The 16,532-nt window shown below is 69.8% G+C and carries 17 protein-coding genes; 7 read left to right on the forward strand and 10 right to left on the reverse strand.

Annotated features, from left to right (window positions below; translation table 11 throughout):
- The first annotated feature begins 27 nt into the window (after positions 1-27).
- Positions 28-816 (forward strand): MetQ/NlpA family ABC transporter substrate-binding protein, encoded by a 789-nt coding sequence (locus V1318_RS11370; protein WP_332939782.1) that lies wholly within the window; start codon positions 28-30, stop codon positions 814-816.
- A gap of 39 nt (positions 817-855) precedes the next feature.
- Here V1318_RS11370 and V1318_RS11375 read toward each other — a convergent pair whose 3' ends face one another.
- On the reverse strand, positions 856-1,473 hold the full coding sequence (locus tag V1318_RS11375; RefSeq protein ID WP_332939783.1) for a trimeric intracellular cation channel family protein: 618 nt from the start codon (positions 1,471-1,473) through the stop codon (positions 856-858).
- A gap of 131 nt (positions 1,474-1,604) precedes the next feature.
- On the opposite strand from V1318_RS11375, the gene V1318_RS11380 reads away from it, so the two are divergent.
- Entirely contained in the window at positions 1,605-2,195 is a 591-nt protein-coding gene (locus V1318_RS11380; protein WP_332939784.1) for an isochorismatase family cysteine hydrolase, read from the forward strand.
- On the opposite strand, the gene V1318_RS11385 is transcribed toward V1318_RS11380, so the two are convergent.
- Positions 2,192-2,530 (reverse strand): hypothetical protein, encoded by a 339-nt coding sequence (locus V1318_RS11385; RefSeq protein WP_332939785.1) that lies wholly within the window; start codon positions 2,528-2,530, stop codon positions 2,192-2,194. The genes V1318_RS11380 and V1318_RS11385 overlap by 4 nt on opposite strands.
- Before the next feature lie 122 nt (positions 2,531-2,652).
- Between V1318_RS11385 and V1318_RS11390 the strand changes: the two genes are divergently transcribed.
- Positions 2,653-3,636, forward strand: coding sequence for an NAD(P)-dependent oxidoreductase (locus tag V1318_RS11390; protein ID WP_332939786.1), 984 nt, complete (start codon positions 2,653-2,655; stop codon positions 3,634-3,636).
- Between the two features lie 114 nt (positions 3,637-3,750).
- Here the strand turns inward: V1318_RS11390 and V1318_RS11395 are convergent, their stop codons facing one another.
- Positions 3,751-4,425, reverse strand: coding sequence for a YoaK family protein (locus V1318_RS11395; RefSeq protein WP_332939788.1), 675 nt, complete (start codon positions 4,423-4,425; stop codon positions 3,751-3,753).
- 49 nt (positions 4,426-4,474) lie between these two features.
- Positions 4,475-4,879 (reverse strand): DUF3224 domain-containing protein, encoded by a 405-nt coding sequence (locus V1318_RS11400; protein WP_332939789.1) that lies wholly within the window; start codon positions 4,877-4,879, stop codon positions 4,475-4,477.
- Positions 4,880-5,531: 652 nt separating this feature from the next.
- Here V1318_RS11400 and V1318_RS11405 point away from each other — a divergent pair.
- A complete protein-coding gene (locus tag V1318_RS11405; RefSeq protein WP_332939790.1) occupies positions 5,532-7,874 on the forward strand; it encodes a PKD domain-containing protein in 2,343 nt (780 codons plus the stop codon).
- A gap of 260 nt (positions 7,875-8,134) precedes the next feature.
- Here V1318_RS11405 and V1318_RS11410 read toward each other — a convergent pair whose 3' ends face one another.
- Complete coding sequence (locus tag V1318_RS11410) at positions 8,135-9,178, reverse strand: lipid A deacylase LpxR family protein (protein WP_332939791.1); 1,044 nt, start codon at positions 9,176-9,178, stop codon at positions 8,135-8,137.
- 244 nt (positions 9,179-9,422) lie between these two features.
- Between V1318_RS11410 and V1318_RS11415 the strand changes: the two genes are divergently transcribed.
- Complete coding sequence (locus tag V1318_RS11415) at positions 9,423-10,352, forward strand: haloalkane dehalogenase (protein WP_332939792.1); 930 nt, start codon at positions 9,423-9,425, stop codon at positions 10,350-10,352.
- A complete protein-coding gene (locus V1318_RS11420; protein ID WP_332939793.1) occupies positions 10,349-11,041 on the forward strand; it encodes a glutathione binding-like protein in 693 nt (230 codons plus the stop codon). Before V1318_RS11415 ends, V1318_RS11420 begins: the two co-directional genes overlap by 4 nt.
- A 7-nt stretch (positions 11,042-11,048) precedes the next feature.
- Here the strand turns inward: V1318_RS11420 and V1318_RS11425 are convergent, their stop codons facing one another.
- From V1318_RS11425 to V1318_RS11440, 4 genes are all read right to left on the reverse strand, one after another.
- Positions 11,049-12,200 carry a DUF2235 domain-containing protein gene (locus V1318_RS11425; RefSeq protein WP_332939794.1) on the reverse strand — a complete coding sequence of 384 codons (1,152 nt, stop codon included), beginning with the start codon at positions 12,198-12,200 and terminating at the stop codon, positions 11,049-11,051.
- A 72-nt stretch (positions 12,201-12,272) separates the two neighbouring features.
- The gene (locus V1318_RS11430; protein WP_332939795.1) at positions 12,273-12,833 is read right to left on the reverse strand and encodes a nucleoside 2-deoxyribosyltransferase domain-containing protein; all 561 of its coding nucleotides are present in this window, start codon (positions 12,831-12,833) and stop codon (positions 12,273-12,275) included.
- A gap of 65 nt (positions 12,834-12,898) precedes the next feature.
- Positions 12,899-13,717, reverse strand: a complete 819-nt coding sequence (locus V1318_RS11435; RefSeq protein ID WP_332939796.1) for a hypothetical protein — start codon at positions 13,715-13,717, stop codon at positions 12,899-12,901.
- Positions 13,718-13,783: 66 nt separating this feature from the next.
- Entirely contained in the window at positions 13,784-15,229 is a 1,446-nt protein-coding gene (locus tag V1318_RS11440) for a PLP-dependent aminotransferase family protein (RefSeq protein WP_332939797.1), read from the reverse strand.
- A gap of 83 nt (positions 15,230-15,312) precedes the next feature.
- Between V1318_RS11440 and V1318_RS11445 the strand changes: the two genes are divergently transcribed.
- Positions 15,313-16,224 (forward strand): DMT family transporter, encoded by a 912-nt coding sequence (locus V1318_RS11445; protein ID WP_332939798.1) that lies wholly within the window; start codon positions 15,313-15,315, stop codon positions 16,222-16,224.
- Between the two features lie 27 nt (positions 16,225-16,251).
- Here V1318_RS11445 and V1318_RS11450 read toward each other — a convergent pair whose 3' ends face one another.
- Complete coding sequence (locus V1318_RS11450; protein WP_332939799.1) at positions 16,252-16,488, reverse strand: hypothetical protein; 237 nt, start codon at positions 16,486-16,488, stop codon at positions 16,252-16,254.
- Between the last annotated feature and the right edge of the window lie 44 nt (positions 16,489-16,532).

Raw genomic sequence — 16,532 nt, forward strand, 5'->3', positions numbered from 1 at the left:
GACATCCCCACCTCCGGAACCGATTCGATGAAGAAACTCGCCCTGTACTCGTTCGCGTTGGTCGTGCTGGCCGGCTGCTCCGGCAACAAGCCGCCCGCCGATACGCTGACCGTGGCCGCGACCGCGGTGCCGCACGCGGAGATCCTCGACGTGGTCAAGCCGCTGCTGGCCAAGCAGGGCGTGAAGCTGGAGGTGCGCGTGTTCAACGACTACGTGCAGCCCAACGACCAGGTCGCGCAGAAGCTGATCGACGTCAATTACTTCCAGACCGAGCCCTATCTGGATGCCTACAACCGCAATCGCGGCACCCGGCTGACCACCGTGGTCGGCGTGCACATCGAACCCTTCGGCGCCTATTCGCGCCGCTACAAGTCGCTGGACGCGCTGCCGGCCGGCGCCGACGTGGCCATCCCCAACGATCCCAGCAACAACAGCCGCGCCCTGATCCTGTTGCACAAGGCCGGGGTGATCAAACTGCGCGACCCCAAGGATCCGCTGGCGACCTTGCGCGACGTGATCGAGAACCCGAAGAAGCTGGCCTTCCGCGAGCTCGACTCGGCGATGCTGCCGCGCGTGCTCGACCAGGTCGACCTGGCCCTGATCAACACCAACTACGCGCTCGACGCCGGCCTGGATCCGACCCGCGACGCGCTGACCATCGAGGACCGCAACTCGCCCTACGTGAACTATCTGGTCGCGCGTCCGGACAACCTCGACGACCCGCGGGTGAAGAAGCTGGCCGCGGCGCTCACCAGCCCCGAGGTCAAGGTGTTCATCCAGACCAAGTACCGCGGCGCGGTGCTGCCGGCGTTCTGAGTCCGGCGCGCGGGATGCGCACGCGTCCGTCCCGGCGCCTCAGTCCCAATCTTCCTTGTAGACGAATTTCGGCATTTCCCAGTGGTAGCGGATCGCCAGCGCCCGCACCGTGAAGCCGATCGCCATCGCACCGAACATGGCCAGGTCGTGGGCCAGGCCGGCCCGCTGCGCCAGCACGTAGAGCAGGCCGGTCAGCAGCGACACGGTCGCGTACAGCTCCTTCTGGAACAGCAAGGGGATCTGCCCGCACAGCAGATCGCGCAGCACGCCGCCGAAGGTGCCGGTGATCATGCCGCTGATCAGCACGATGAACATCGGCAGCTGCATCGAGGTGGCGACGTTGCAGCCGATGATGGTGAACACCACCAGGCCCAATGCGTCCAACAACAAGAAGGCGGTGCGCAGCTTGCGCATGATCGGCGCGACCACCGCGGTCAACAGGGCCGCGCCGATGGTGATGCCCAGGTAGATCGGGTGCTCGACCCAGCCCAGCGGATGGTGGCCCAGCAGCACGTCGCGCAGCGTGCCGCCGCCCAGGGCGGTGATGCAGGCGATCACGCAGACGCCGAGCCAGTCCATGTTGCGGCGGCCGGCGACCAGGGCCGCGGTCATGGCTTCGGCGGCGATCGCGATCAGATAGGCGATGTGCAGCAGCATGGGGCGCTCCCTGGCGGTCGTACGCGGGCCGCGATCCCATGATCGCACCGCCACGGCGGGACGTGCATCCTCACGGCGGCCGCGCCGCACCGGCCGCATACTCGCGTCCGCTCATGCCATAGGAGACGCCCATGCCATCGTCCGTCGCCACCGCCTTCCTGGGCCTGGACTACATCGTCGACATCATGCATCCCGACGGCCGCGTCGCGCGTTCGGCGGCCCAGGCCGCGCAGCGCGGCGTGGTCGCCCAGGCCAATCGCGCCCTGGCGCATGCGCGCTCGCACGGCTGGCTGGTGGCGCTGGTCAAGGTCGGTTTCGCCGCGGACTACGCCGACTGGCCGCCGCGTTCGCGTCTGTTCGCGCGCGCCCGCGAGCTCGACGCCCTGCGTTGGGACACGCCCGGCACCGCCTTTCATCCCGAGCTCGACGTGCGGCCCTCGGACCTGATCGTGCGCAAGTCGCGCATCAGCGCGTTCTACGCTTCCGGGCTGGACGCGGCTTTGCGCGCCCGGGGCATCCAACGCCTGGTGATCGCCGGTGTCAGCACCACCTGGGCCGTGCAGTCCACCGCGCGCGATGCCCACGACCGCGATTTCGAGGTCGCCATCGTCGAGGACGCCTGCGCCTCGGCCAGCCTGGAGGACCACGCGGCCTCGATCGCGCAGCTGTCGGCGTTCGCCGACATCGTCGGCGTCGATGAGCTGCTGGCGCGCGGCGCCTAGACGGCCGCGAAGCCGGCGATCGCCGCGCCGAACTCTGCGCCGATCAGGTCGTAGTGGCGCACGCTGGTTTCGAACTCGAGCAGGAAATCGCGGTCCTCGGGGTAGTACTTGGCGGTTTCGATATCGTCGCCGGCGAAGGCCGCGATGGCCTCGCGCGACGGCCACAGGCTCACGGTCAGGAAGTGGCTGACCGCGTCCTCGTCGCGGCGCAACACGCCGGCGCCGAAATTGCCGGCGGTGGCGCGATAGTCCGGTAGCGCGCGCTCGAGCAGGAAACGCGCATAGGCGTCGCCGCGCGCCAGCGGCGTGCGGCCGTGCCATACCCTCACGATCATGGCGATGCTCCCGACGGGGTCCGGCGATCTTAACCGGCTCCCTGCATGGCGGCATCAGCCGCGATGGGGGAGAATGCGGACACGGAACGCCGTCGCGTTCCGCGCCTTTCGGAATGTCCCGCATGAAGATCCTGGTCACCGGCAGTGCCGGCCACCTCGGCGAAGCGCTGATGCGCCGCCTGCGCCACGACGGTCACGAAGCGCTCGGACTGGACGTGGCCGCCTCCGCCTACACCGACGCGGTCGGCTCCATCGTCGACCGCGAACTGGTCGCGCGCTGCATGCGCGGGGTCGACGCGGTGCTGCACACCGCGACCCTGCACAAGCCGCACGTGGCCACCCACAGCCGCCAGGCCTTCGTCGACACCAACATCTCCGGCACGCTCAATCTGCTGGAGGAGTCGGTGTCCGCCGGTGTCGGCGCGTTCGTGTTCACCAGCACCACCAGCGCCTTCGGCCGCGCCCTAACCCCGCCGCCGGGCGCGCCCGCGGCTTGGGTCACCGAGGACGTGGTGCCGGTGCCGCGCAACATTTACGGGGTGAGCAAGATCGCCGCCGAGAGCCTGTGCGAGCTGTTCCAGCACAAGCAGGGGCTGCCGACGCTGGTCCTGCGCACCTCGCGCTTCTTCCCCGAAGAAGACGACCTCAAGGCCTCGCGCGACGCCTTCGAGGACGCCAACATCAAGGCCAACGAACTGCTGTACCGGCGCGTGGACATCGAGGACGTGGTCGACGCCCACCTGCTCGCGATCGCGCGCGCGCCGGCGATCGGTTTCGGCCGCTACATCATCAGCGCGACCACGCCGTTCACCCGCGACGACCTGCAACAGCTGCGCGAGGACGCGCCGGCGGTGGTCGCGCGTTACGCGCCTGGCTACCGGGACGAATACGCACGCCGCGGCTGGCGCATGTTCGCGGGCATCGAGCGCGTCTACGTCAACGAGCGCGCGCGCGAGCAACTGGGCTGGCGTCCGCGCTACGACTTCGCCTACGCACTGCAGCGCCTGGCCGCGGGCGAGGACGTGCGCAGCGAGCTGGCGCGCGCGATCGGCCGCAAGGGCTATCACGCCGAAACCTTCGCCGACGGGCCGTATCCGGTCGACTGACGCGCCTGGGGCGGAGGAGCCCGCCGGCCCGGTGCCGCCGGCGCGGCCCGCGCCTCGCGACCGAGGTCTCCATCCGCGTGCCGCCTGAGACCTGAGCGCCGGGAACGAGCGATGTCAGCCGGACGGCAGCGGGTGGAAATGACGGTACAGGGCGTAGAGCACGCCGGTCGCGCCGGTCAACGCGGCCGGCAGGTACAAGGCGTCGTAGCCCAGGCGACGGAAGGAGAACGCTCCGGCCAAGCCGCCGACGAAGAAACCGGCGACGATCAAGGCGCTCAGCGACAAACGCTGCCGCGACAGGGGGCGTCGTCGCAGGACATGGCCCAGGCCGATGCCCAGGTCGGTGATCATGCCGCTGAGGTGGGTGGTACGGACGACCGAGCCGCTGTAAGTGCTGGCCATGGCGTTCTGCAGCCCGCAAGCCACCGCAGCGAGCAACGCGCCGAGGATCTGCTGGCGATGAAACAACGGCGCCGCCGCGAACAGCAGTACCGACTCGATCGCCAGGGCCACGCCGTAACGGCGTCCCAGGCGCAGGGTGCTGTCCTGCACGATCATGCCGCTCAGCGTGGCGCCGGCGAAGAAGGCGAGGATCATGCCCAGCAGGTGCATCGCGGCGCGAAGATCGGCACCGGCCAGCGCCGCGGCGAGCAGCGAAGTCGTGCCGGTCAGGTGGGTGATCGCCTGATGCTCGAAGCCCAGATAGCCGATCACGTTGACCATGCCGGCGATGCAGGCCAGGGAGCTGGCCCCCAGCCATACCCAGCGTGGCAGATGCTGTAAACCCACTCGAACTCTCCCCTGTCTGTCGGCTAGGCGCGCGGAACGCGAGCTGCGCTCATGATTCGGACGGCAGGCTGTAGTCGAAGTCGTAGTAGTGCTGGCCGTCGGCGATCTCGATCGCCATGCTGCCGCTCAGCCCGGTCAGCTCGTCGCTGCCGGAATCGGGCACGACCTGCAGCACCAGATGGGGCGTGCCGCGATCCATGATCGCGCTGTGCTGCAGCACGAAGCTGCCGCGGCGGCCGGCCAGCGTGCCGTCGACGCGCTCCATCGCGACGTAGCCCGCCGAGCCCGCGACCACGCTGCGGAAGGCCAGCATCTGGCCCTGGCTGCCGCCATCGAGTTCGCCGTGGTAGCGCTTGTCCAGCCACATGCGGCCGATGGCCTGGCCGGCCGCCGCATCGTCGGCCGGCTGCGGGATCATGCGGACGTCGAAGACGCCGCGGATGCGCGTGCTCATTGGGTGCGGTCCTCGCGTGGGTCGCGCGGATCGCGCGTAGCGACCGATGCTCGCTCCGGCGAAGGCGCAGGTCAATCGCCGCCGTCGGCTGTCGGCCCGGTCCCGGCCAGGACCGCGGGCCGATCGACGGCGGCGCCCATGCATGCCTGCGCTCGTCGCCCCTGCGATCGCACTTCCCGGTTGCGGATAAGGACGGCGCGCGGGAAAGCTGTGACGGCCGACTCATCGGGCCCCGGGGTCGCCAAGCGAGATTGCAACAAAACCGCGACACCATGGCCGGCGCGAACGCGGCCGGCATGGGCGCGCCGCGCGTCGGCGTCGAAGCGGCGCATCGCCTTGTGACGCCGGCCTCAGTCGCGCCGCCGCAAGCGGTCGATGATCCGCTGCGTTATCGCCGGACCCCAGAAGCGGCGCAGTCCGCTGGGGCAAGAACACGCACCGCAGGCGCAGGGGGCGCATGCGGGCGATTGCACCGATGGCCCGCCAGGGCCGCGCCGTCGGTGAGCTGCACTCCGTAGCGTCGGCGCCCGGCGTCCGACGCGCGCGCAACCGCGTGCGCGGACGGGTCCGTGCCCGCCGCGCGCTTCGCCCTGATGGCAGATACGGCGCGATCCGCGCACATCCACTTCAAGAACCCATCAGGAAGATTCCAGTGAACAAGACCCACAAGGAACGGCTGGGCCGCGATGCGGTCGCGACGCTAGCGCTGGCCAGCGCGCTCGCGATCGCGCCGAGCGCCGGCGCCGCGCAACGCACCCTGCAGCTGGCGGAAGACGACGCCGTCACCCGACGCATCGAACCCGCGCGCGGCGCTTCGATGCTGGCCGCGGCGAGCAACCGGGTCTGCCAGCCGGGCGCCAAATGGATACGTCTGGGCTTCAAGGCCTTGCAGCTCAAGCCCTACGATTCCCTGGTGATCCGCAGCTCCGGCGGCGACGTCTACCACTTCGAGGGTACGCATTGGAACGGCCGCGCCTTCCACGCCCGCGCCCTGCGCGGCGACTGCGTCGAGATCCAGAGCTACTTCGGCAATCCCGACAGCCGTTACGAGCTGGACAGCTACGACTACGGCACCCGTGCGCTGGCCGCCAGCCCGGTGATCGTGGCCGGCGCCGGCGACATCTGCGACACCAGCGGCAATGCCTGCGCGGGCACCTCCGACCTGATCGTGGCGATCAACCCGACCGCGGTGTTCACCGCCGGCGACAACGCCTACAGCAGCGGCACGCTCAGCGAGTACAACAACCGCTACGCGCCGACCTGGGGCCGCTTCAAGGCCCTGACCAGCCCCACGCCCGGCAATCACGAGTACAACACCAGCGGCGCCAGCGGCTATTTCGATTACTTCAACGGCGTCGGCGTCCAGAACGGTCCGGCCGGCGACCGCAGCAAGGGCTACTACAGCTGGGACGTGGGCGAGTGGCACTTCATCGCCCTCAACACCATGTCCGGCGGCAGCGTCGCCAGCGCCCAGATCACCTGGCTGCAGAACGATCTGGCCGCCAACACCAAGCCCTGCACCGCGGCCTATTTCCACCACCCGCTGGTCAGCCGCGGCAACTACAGCGGCTACAGCCAGGTAAAGCCGTTCTGGGACGCGCTGTACGCGGCCAAGGCCGACCTGGTGCTGGTCGGCCACGATCACAACTACCAGCGCTACGGCAAAATGAATCCGAATCAGGCCGCCGCCAGCGACGGCATCCGCCAGGTCCTGGTCGGCACCGGCGGGCGCGCGTTCTACGGCCTCAACGGCAGCCACCCCATGCTCGAGGCCAGCAACGCCAGCACCCACGGCGTGCTCAAGCTGACCCTGAGCGCGACCGGCTACACCGGCGAGTTCGTGCCCAAGGCCGGCAGCAGCTACACCGACAGCTTCAGCGGCACCTGCAACAAGGGCGCGCCGCCGGCCAACAGCATGACCCTGGATACGGTGCGCGACGTGACCGTGAAGTCCAACGGCAGCCGCGACAACGGCGCCACCCTGTATGCCGACGGCGACGATGCCGGCCTGCAACTGCGCGGCCTGATGGGCTGGAACCTCGGTGCCGCGGCCGGCTTGGACATCACCGCGGCCACGGTCTCGCTCAACGTCAGCAACCTGTCCAACGGGGCCTACGATCTGTACCAGGTCACCGCCGCCTGGACCGAGGCCGACGCGACCTATGCCGGCGCGACCCTGGGCACCAAGCTGGGCACGGTCACGCCCAGCGCCACCGGCGTGCGCACCATCGCGCTGAACGCGGCCGGCGTGCAGCTGGTCGAGGACTGGGCCTCGGGCGCGGTCGCCAATCACGGCGTCGTGCTGGTCAATGCCTCGGGCGTGATCGACGGCGTCGACTGGACTTCGCGCGAAGGCGCCTCGGCGCCCAAGCTGACGCTGAGCTACAACGGCAGCGGCGGCAACACGGCGCCGGTCGCGAACTTCGCCTCGTCGGCCAGCGGCCTGAGCGTGAACTTCACCGACAGCTCCAGCGACAGCGACGGCAGCATCGTCTCGCGCGCCTGGAGCTTCGGCGACGGCACCACGTCCACCGCGACCAACCCCAGCAAGACCTACGCGGCAGCCGGTACCTACACGGTCAGCTTGACGGTCACCGACAACGGCGGGGCGAGCCACACCAAGACCGCCAGCGTCACCGTCACCGCCAGCGGCGTGCAGACTTACAGCAACGCCACCGACTACACCATCAGCGACAACGCCACGGTCGACAGCCCGATCACGGTCTCCGGCCGCAGCGGCAACGCCCCCAGCAACGCCTCGGTGACGGTTGCGATCGTGCACACCTACCAGGGCGACCTGAAGGTGGACCTGGTGGCGCCGGACGGTTCGCTCTACAACATCCACAACCGCACCGGCAGCAGCACCGACAACATCAACAAGACGGTCACGTTCAACTTGTCCAGCGAAACCTTGAACGGCGTGTGGAAGCTGCGCGTGAACGACAACGCCAGCGACGACACCGGCAAGATCGACAGCTGGAGCGTGACGTTCTGAGTGGGCTGATGCGGAACCGCTGAGGACGCCGCCAGCGCCCTCAGCTCACCCGTGCCCCCGGCCCGACCGTCCGGCGGCCGGGCGGTCGGTGCAGCGCGAGCCAGTGGCTCGCGTGCCCCTCACCCCGCCAGCGGGAGAGGGGCTCCAGGATCGGCGCTGCTTTGATTCCCTCTCCCGCTGGCGGCGCCCGAAGGGTGTGCAAGGCTGAGAGGGCCAGGGTGAGGGGATGAGCGCAAAGCGCGAATGCCGTTAGCTTTCGCTCAAAGCGTCCGACTGATGGTGAAACTGCCGAACACCGGCGTCTGCTTCTGGCCCTCGAACTCGCGCGTGCGGTGGTAGCGCGCCAAGGCGAATTTCCAGCGCCCGTACATGAAGGCCATGCCGTAGCCCGCATCGGCGACGAAGGGGCGTTTATCGACGCTGTGGCTGTCGCGGAAGCTGTTGCCGTCCAGGGTGATGTCGTACAGCACCCAGCGCGCGTCCACGGTCAGGAACAGGTGCGCGCCGAACTGGTTGGCGCCGCGGGTCTTGCGGGTGGGCGCGGTGTTCTCGCCGGCCGGGCGCAGCGGCGTGCTGCCGAAATCGTCGGGCAGGTGCCGGCCGAAGCGCCACTCGGCGCCGACGTTGGCGTAGGTCGCCAGGTTGCCGATGCTGCCGCCGTAGTGGCCGATCGCGTCCCAGCCCCAAGGGCCGTTCTCTTCGTCGCCGGCCGAATAGCGGCGCATGCGCTCGTGGACCAGGCGCACCACGGGCTCGTCGTGGAGCTGGTTGTCCCAGCCCTGGAAGGTCTCGTCGCCGAGCAGCTTGTGGACCTCGTTCTGGACCTGCTTGCCGTAGGCCGAAGGGCCGACGATGCCGAACTGCAGCTGGGTGGTGCGCAGTTCGTCGCCGTTGCGCGCGTTGTAGCCCAGGCTGGCGAGCAGGGCGCCGGCGTAGGGGCGGTCGTCCTCGATCAGATCGCGGCGGCTGTAGTCGGTGGGAGTGAAGATGCCCTGGGCGAAGCTGACCACCATGTTCTGCTGCTCGAAGCCTTCCGGCGTGAGCGCGCTGACGTGGCGGTTGATCCAGCGCGCCAGGCGCGGCAGGCAGGGGTCGTCGGTGTAGTCGACCAGGTTGGGCGAGACCAGGGTCAGCTGCACGCCGTTGCTGTAGCCCTGGTCCTGGCCGCCGAACAGATCGTTGTCGACGCGGAAATTGACCGTGGGCGGCAGCTTGGTGTGGCCGGTGACGCAGGTGTCGCGGTCGTCGGCGCGGGCGCCGGTGGCGGCGAGCAGAAGCAGGAGCAGCAAGGCGATGCGATGCATGGGGGGGGTCGGATAGCGATAGGGAACGCGCGCGCCTTGCGGAGGCGTGGCCGGATTCAAATGAGGGCGCCTGCGCCATGGTTCACGCGCAACGGCGCGACGCTGTATTCCATTCGGATGCGGCCGGCGCATGCGGGGGAGCGGAATCCGCAAAACTGGTTCCATGAAATATGACGAATCTGGACCTTATCTGGGAACCATGCCAGACCTAAGCTGGGCCGTCTCCTTCGCCCAGGACCGGATCATGTCGATAGCCGCCCCTACCCATGCCGCCGCCGCGATCGCCGCGCACGACCCGCATCCGCGCCGCGAACTCGCGGTGCTCGGAACCACCCTGCGCTACGTCGACAGCGGCGCCGGCGATCCGATCGTGTTCCTGCATGGCAATCCGACCTCGTCCTATCTGTGGCGCAACGTGATTCCGCATGTCGGCGACCTCGGGCGCTGCCTGGCGCCGGATCTGGTCGGCATGGGCGGCAGCGGCGCGGCCGCGGACGGCGGTTATCGCTTCGCCGATCACGCGCGCCACCTCGATGCCTGGTTCGACGCGCTGGCGCTGGAGCGCGTGGTGCTGGTGCTGCACGACTGGGGCTCGGCGCTGGGCTTCGACTGGGCGCGCCGCCATCCCGAGCGCGTGCAGGCGATCGCCTACATGGAGGCGCTGGTGCAAGCGCGGCGCTGGGAGGATTTCCCCGACGGCCGCGACCGCCTGTTCCGCGCCCTGCGCGGCGAGGACGGCGAACGCCTGGTGCGCGAGCAAAATTTCTTCGTCGAACAGGTGCTGCCGCGCAGCGTGCTGCGGACCCTGGGCGAGGCCGAGATGGAGGCCTATCGCGCGCCGTTCCGCGCGCCGGAGGCGCGCGAGCCGACCCTGGCGTGGGCGCGCGAGCTGCCGATCGAGGGCGCGCCGGCCGATGTCGCCGCCTGCGTCGAGGCCTATGCGCAGTGGCTGGCCTGGAGCCCGCTGCCCAAGCTGTTCGTCAACGCCGAGCCAGGCGCGCTGCTGACCGGGCGCGCGCGGCGTTTCTGCCGCAGCTGGCCCAACCAGCGCGAGGTCACGGTACCCGGCATCCACTATTTGCAGGAAGATGCGCCGGACGAGATCGGACGCGCGCTGCGCGGGTTCGTCGCCGAGGTCCGCCCTGCTCACCCCCGCGCCGGAGCCCGCTCATGATCGATCTGTATTTCTGGCCCACGCCCAACGGCCTCAAGCTCAAGCTGTTCATGCAGGAGTCCGGACTGGCGCACCGGATCGTGCCGGTCGACATCGGCAAGGGCGCGCAGTTCGAGACCGAATTCCTGAAGATCTCGCCCAACAACAAGATCCCGGCCCTGGTCGACCATGCGCCCGCCGACGGCGGCGCGCCGCTGGCGCTGTTCGAATCCGGCGCCATGCTGCAGTACCTGGCCGAGAAGACCGGCCGCTTCCTGCCCGGCGATGCGCGCGGCCGCGCGCAGACCCTGCAATGGCTGTACTGGCAGGTCGGCGGGCTGGGCCCGATGGCCGGGCAGATCGGCCACTTCAACGTCTACGCGCCGGAGAAGGTGCCCTACGCGATCGACCGCTACACCCGCGAGACCCATCGCCTCTACGGCGTCCTCGACCGCCGCCTGGCCGGGCGCGACTATATCGCCGGCGAGTACTCGATCGCCGACATGGCCTGCTACCCCTGGATCGTGCCGCATACCTCGCACGGCCAGTCGCTGCAGGATTTCCCGCAGCTGCGGCGCTGGTTCGAACGCATGCGCGAGCGCCCGGCGGTGCAGCGTACGTACGCCGACACGCCCGAGTCCTACGCGCCCGATACCCGCGTCAGCGACGAGCAGCGCCGGATCCTGTTCGGGCAGGGCGCGCCGCGCTGAGGCGCGCTCAACGCACCCGCTGGGCGTCCTCGCGCAGATTCTCGGGCCGATAGTTCGGATCGAGTTCCCTGCGCAGGTACACGCTCTCGTGCACCAGCGCGCCCGGCCGCAGCGTGCGCGCGCGGCCGCGATGCGGCTGCCAGCGCCGTTGCCAGCGTCCGTCGGCGGTCTGCGACCAGCGCGGTATCGGCAATCGTTCCGACAACTGCCACAGCCAGTGGCGGATTTCGTCGTGGCGCGGCGCCAGCGCGAACCGGCGCAGCGCCTCGTCGTCGTCGAGATCGGGCAGACCGGCCTCGGCGCGCGCGTGCGGATCGCTGAGCAGGCCCGCAGCCTCGGCCTCGCGCAGCATCCAGGCCAGCGGAATGCGCGCCAGCTCCCGTTCGCCGCCGGCGGTCGGGTAGCCGCCGCCGACATCGCCGTGACCGCCCGCGAACCAGACCTCGCGCACGTCCTGGCCGCCCGGCGGCGTGCGCGTCCACAGGTTCTGCACGAAGTTGCCGCGGCGCTCGTCCAGGGCCATGGCCTGGCGCACGGTGGCGACGATGGGATTGGAGGCGGTGCGGCTGTACACGCGCGGCAGCCAGGGCAGGCCGACCGAACTGACCGTGTCCCAGAGCCCGAGGAAACGCACCGGCACGCGCCGCGAATAGCTCTTGCGGAAACTGTGGATGCGGCGGAAGTAATCGCGCAAGGCCTGCTGCTGGCGCGGCGGCGCGGTTTCGCTGCGGCGCGGCAGCACCGGCATGCTCGCGTAGGCCTGCCAGGCGAACGCGACCATCTCGTGCATGCCCGGCTGCAGCAGGCCGACCGTGCCCAGCATGCCGGCCAGCACGCGCACCGAATAGGCGCCGCGGCTGAAGCCGAACAAGTAGAGCCGGTCGCCCTCGCGGTAGGCGTCGGACAGGAATTGGTAGGCCGCGCAGACATGGCGCTGCAGCATCCAGCCGCTGGCCGAGTCCAGGCCCATCAGCAGCCGGCGCCGCATCGGGCCGAGCACGCCGATCGGCTCCAGCGTGCCCACGCCGGGCTGGTAATAGGTGAGCTGGGCCGGGGATTTCTCGATCAGCCGGTACAGACGTTGCACGTGGGTGCGGGCGTCGGCGGGGGAATTGTTGGTGCCGTCCAGGCAGACGACGATATTGCGCGCTGGGCTCATGCACGGCCTCGCATGGGTCGGCCAGTATGAAGGGAACTCATCGCACAGCCTGCGACCGCGCGCCGCGCACGGCTAGCGCCGGCGTCGCAGTTCGGCCAGGCGCGCGCGCACGCCGGCGATCAGCGCGTCCAGCGATTCGTAGCGCGGCACGCCGTAGCGGTCGGCGGTGATGTCGACGTTGCCCTTGCGCCAATAGCCTTCCGGGCAGGCCAGCAGGACCTTGCCGGAAGGCGCGTGCAGGCCCAGTTCGAGCAGGGTGATCGGGCTTTGCGAGGCCGGCGCGAAGTACATCAGGATCACGTCGGCGCGATTGAGCGCGCCCAGCTCCCACTCGACCTGCTTGCGGAACTCCGGTTCCGCGGCCGAGGGTTTCCAGGCCGGGTTCCAATCGTCGCGGCGCGGGTTCAGCAGCACCACGCCTTCGTCGGCCAGGGCCTGCTCGACCCGCGCCTGCCAGTTCTCGGAGCCGCCCATGTCGATGCTGCCGGCCAGGAAGACCTTGATGCGGTCGTCGCCGGGCACGGGCTGCGGCGACTTCACCGTGACCGACGCGGCCGGCGGCGGCTTGGCGGCCTCGGCGGCGATCGTGGGCGCGGATGCAAGCAGCAGGGACCAGAGCAGCAGGGTTTTCATCGCGACCTCGGGCGGGACGGTGGGGCGCGCCGCGCGGCGCGCCCGCAGTCTAGCCCAGCCGCGGTTTACTCCAGTACGCCGGTCAGCGCCGGTTTCCAGCATTTCCTGGCGATCGCCTCGAAACCGCTGGCCACCGGATGGATCTCGTTCTCCCACTGCGACGCCGTCTTGAGCGTGCCGCGCGAATCGACCAGGCGCATATTCGCGTTCTGCGAGACGAACGCGCGCAGGGCGCGCGCGAACTGGTCGACCAGCCAGCTGGTGACCACGCGCTGGCGCTTGGGATCGGTGAGGCCGACATTGTCCAGGAAGGGCTTGACCCAGGGGCCCATCGTGAACGGCCCGAGCTTGAACGCCTTGCCGCTGGGGAAAATGTAGTCGTAGGTGTGCACGTAGATGAGCGTGTCCCGCGAGAGCAGGTCGCGGATCTGCACCACTTCCTTCATGTCCTTGATCGCGTAGCGCAAGGCGTGCTCGAAGGTTTCCAGGCGGATGTGGTCGAACACCTCCGGCGGGATTTCGCCCCAGGGACCCGAGCCGGTGGACTGCGGTTGCGCGGCGGTCTTGACGAATTCGCGCAGCTCCTCGCCGACGATGTCGTTGCCGCCGTTGGACAGCAGGATCGCATCGAAGCCGAAGGTGCCGATCTCGCGCTGGATCCGCGGCAGCGCCGCCTTCCACATCGCGCTGTCGCGCCCGGCCACGCCCTCGCGCAGGAACAGGGTCTTCTTGAACAGCCGCGCGATCTGCTTGTTGAGGTCGGTCGGATGCGGCACGTACTGGAACCAGGAGTCGCCGAAACACAACGCGCGCCTGGCCTCGGGATGCTTCTCGATCGCCGCCGGGTATTTGCTCAGGATCAGATTGTTGTTGCCGATGTTCATGCCGCACTCCCTGTGCATGGGTTCCTGCATGCTCCAACGCCGCCGGCGGCGGCGGCCGGACAGCGGTCACGGTCCGCGTTTTCGACCGGCCGGATCGCCGGCCAGGCCGCCGGCCAGGGCGCCTAGCGTGCGCAACGCGTCGTCGACCTGTTCGCTCCAGGGCTGGCCGCAGCTCAGGCGCAGGTGGCGATCGTAGTCGCCGCGGTTGGAGAACAGATGACCGGGCAGGGTGCCGATGCCGCGCGCCAGCGCGGCTTCGAACAGGGCCTGGCCCTGGACCTGCGGCGGCAGCTCCAGCCACAGCGCCATGCCGCCGGCCGGCGCGCTCACGCAGGTGCCGGCCGGCCAGTGCAGGGCGATCGCCTCGCGATAACGCTGGGCGCTGGTGGCCAGTTCGCGGCGCAGGCGGCGCAGGCCACGGTCGAAGTCGTACCGTTCCAGGTACTCGACGATGGTCAGTTGCGACAGCGTGGAGGTGGCCACGGTGGAGAAGCACTTCGCGCGCAGCAGCGCGGTCGCCCAGCGCCCGCCCATCACCCAGCCCACGCGCAGGCCGGGCGCGAGCATCTTGGAATAGGAGCCGCAGGTGATCACGCCGCCGCTCTCGTCGTAGCGGCGCAGCGGGCTGGGGCGCTCGCCCGAGTAGGCCAGTTCGCCGTACAGGTCGTCCTCGATCAGCACCGTGCCATGCGCGGCGCAGGCGGCGACGATGTCGCGCTTGGCGGCCTCGCCGGTGAGGCTGCCGACCGGGTTGTTGAAGTTGGGCACCAGCACCGCGGCGCGCACCGCATGCCGCTCCAGCAGTTCGGACAAGCGCGTCGGGTCGATGCCCTGGCCGGGACGGTTGGCGACCTCGATCACGCGCAGGCCCTGCTCGGCCACCGCCTGCAGCAGGCCGTAGTAAGTCGGCGTCTCGACCAGGACCACGTCGCCCGCGCGCGCGACCGTGCGCAGCGCCAGGCTGATCGCTTCCATCGCGCCGGCGGTGATCACGATTTCGTCGGGGTCGACGTCGACCCCGCACTGGGCGTAGCGCTGCGCGATCCGCGCGCGCAGCGGCGCCAGACCCTGCGGCACGGCGTAGCTGAGCGCGGCCTGGGCATTGCGGCGCATCACCCGCGAGGCCGCGGCGGCGAGCGCGGCGGTCGGCAGCAGCGAGGGCGCGGGCGTGGCCGCGTGCAGCGAGATCAGGTCGCAGCGGCCCAGCACGTCGAGCACGCCCAGCAGGGCCGGGTTGCGGATGGGCTGCGGCGCGCGCGGCCGGCGATGGCTGCTGGCGCGCGGCGCGGGCGCGGCGGGCGCGCGCACGTAGTAGCCCGAGCGCGGGCGTGCTTCGATCAGGCCTTCGCGTTCCAGTTGCAGATAGGCCTCGACCGCGGTGGCCAGGCTGATGCGCTGGTCGCGGCCGAGCCGGCGCAGCGAGGGCAGGCGCTCGCCCGCACGCAGGGTGCCGCGCTGGATCTGGCCGCGCAGACGTTCGGCGAGGCGTTCGTAAAGCAGCTCGTTTGCCATGACGGGCTCCGCCAATCTGTACTGGTCGAAACCGAGTCTAACTGAGTCTGTACCGGTCGCGCGCACGGACCTAGCCTGCCTCCATGAACCCGACCGCCAGCCCCGCCGAATCGCGCACCGCGCTGATCCAGTTGTTCGTCGCCGAGATCCTGATCGGATCGGTCGGCGTGTTCGCCCACGAGGGCGGCCAGGACGCGATCACCACCGTGTTCTTCCGCTGCGTGTTCGGCAGCGCGTTCCTGATCGTCTGGGGCCTGGCGCGCGGCCACCTGCGCGGGCTGAGCCGGGAACCGGCGCTGATCCGCGCCGCCATCGTCAGCGGCGTGCTGCTGGTGCTGAATTGGGTCGCCCTGTTCGCCGGCATGGCGCGTTCGTCGATCGGCGTGGCGACCATGGTCTACCACTTCTTCCCGTTCGCGATGCTGGCGATGGCCGCGCTGTTCTTCGGCGAGCGCACGCGTCCGGCCGACTGGGCCTGGACCGCGCTGGCCTTCGTCGGCGTGGCCTGTTCGGCCGATCCGCTCAAGCTGTGGCGCAGCGCCGACGCCGGCTATCTGATCGGCATCGGACTGACCTTCGTCGCCGCCCTGCTGTGCGGCGCCTCGCTGATCCTGTCGCGCCGGATCAGCCGCGAACGGCCGTTCGCGGTGGTGCTGATCCAGTGCCTGGTCGGCCTGTGCATGCTGGCGCCGTTCGCCGACTACGCCGCCGTCGCCCAGGCCGGGCCGCACTGGTACTGGCTGGCCGGCCTGGGCCTGATCCATAGCGGCGTGTGCTACGTGCTGTTCTACTCGGCCTATCCGCGCCTGCCGGTGGTGACGATCGCGGTGCTCGCCTTCGTCTATCCGGTGATCGCGCTGGCGCTGGACTACCTGCTCTACGGCAGCACCCTGGGCGGCGTGCAGATGCTGGGCGTGGCCCTGATCGTGCTGGGCACGCTGGGCGTCAATCTGAAATGGCAATGGCCGCGGCGGCCGCGGCCGGCCGCGGCTTAGGCAAGGGCGCGTAGCGCGCCCGCGCCGCTACAGCCGGATCGCGCCGTTCCAGGCGGCCTCGACGTGGTCGACCACGTCCGGCCACTCGGCACGCCGATAGCCGCGCATGCGCGCCCAGCCGGCGGCCAGTTCGTGTTGTATGTCGGTCCACGCGCGTTCGGCGTGGTGCCGACGCGCTTCGATGCCGTAGGTGACGGCCAATTCGCGGTCCTCATGCGACAGGGTCGCGTGAGACGACGCGGCATCCAATGCCAGATCGTTCATGGCTCCACCTCTCCTTGAGCGGGCCCCCTGCCCGGACGACGATA

This window comes from Lysobacter sp. CCNWLW3 (assembly GCF_036697405.1).
Classification (GTDB): domain Bacteria; phylum Pseudomonadota; class Gammaproteobacteria; order Xanthomonadales; family Xanthomonadaceae; genus Lysobacter.

Coding starts and splice junctions, on each gene's coding strand:
- V1318_RS11370 (WP_332939782.1), top strand. CDS start 28: ATGAAGAAACTCGCCCTGTACTCGTTCGCGTTGGTCGTGCTGGCCGGC.
- V1318_RS11375 (WP_332939783.1), bottom strand. CDS start 1,473: ATGCTGCTGCACATCGCCTATCTGATCGCGATCGCCGCCGAAGCCATG.
- V1318_RS11380 (WP_332939784.1), top strand. CDS start 1,605: ATGCCATCGTCCGTCGCCACCGCCTTCCTGGGCCTGGACTACATCGTC.
- V1318_RS11385 (WP_332939785.1), bottom strand. CDS start 2,530: ATGATCGTGAGGGTATGGCACGGCCGCACGCCGCTGGCGCGCGGCGAC.
- V1318_RS11390 (WP_332939786.1), top strand. CDS start 2,653: ATGAAGATCCTGGTCACCGGCAGTGCCGGCCACCTCGGCGAAGCGCTG.
- V1318_RS11400 (WP_332939789.1), bottom strand. CDS start 4,879: ATGAGCACGCGCATCCGCGGCGTCTTCGACGTCCGCATGATCCCGCAG.
- V1318_RS11410 (WP_332939791.1), bottom strand. CDS start 9,178: ATGCATCGCATCGCCTTGCTGCTCCTGCTTCTGCTCGCCGCCACCGGC.
- V1318_RS11415 (WP_332939792.1), top strand. CDS start 9,423: ATGTCGATAGCCGCCCCTACCCATGCCGCCGCCGCGATCGCCGCGCAC.
- V1318_RS11420 (WP_332939793.1), top strand. CDS start 10,349: ATGATCGATCTGTATTTCTGGCCCACGCCCAACGGCCTCAAGCTCAAG.
- V1318_RS11425 (WP_332939794.1), bottom strand. CDS start 12,200: ATGAGCCCAGCGCGCAATATCGTCGTCTGCCTGGACGGCACCAACAAT.
- V1318_RS11430 (WP_332939795.1), bottom strand. CDS start 12,833: ATGAAAACCCTGCTGCTCTGGTCCCTGCTGCTTGCATCCGCGCCCACG.
- V1318_RS11435 (WP_332939796.1), bottom strand. CDS start 13,717: ATGAACATCGGCAACAACAATCTGATCCTGAGCAAATACCCGGCGGCG.
- V1318_RS11440 (WP_332939797.1), bottom strand. CDS start 15,229: ATGGCAAACGAGCTGCTTTACGAACGCCTCGCCGAACGTCTGCGCGGC.
- V1318_RS11445 (WP_332939798.1), top strand. CDS start 15,313: ATGAACCCGACCGCCAGCCCCGCCGAATCGCGCACCGCGCTGATCCAG.
- V1318_RS11450 (WP_332939799.1), bottom strand. CDS start 16,488: ATGAACGATCTGGCATTGGATGCCGCGTCGTCTCACGCGACCCTGTCG.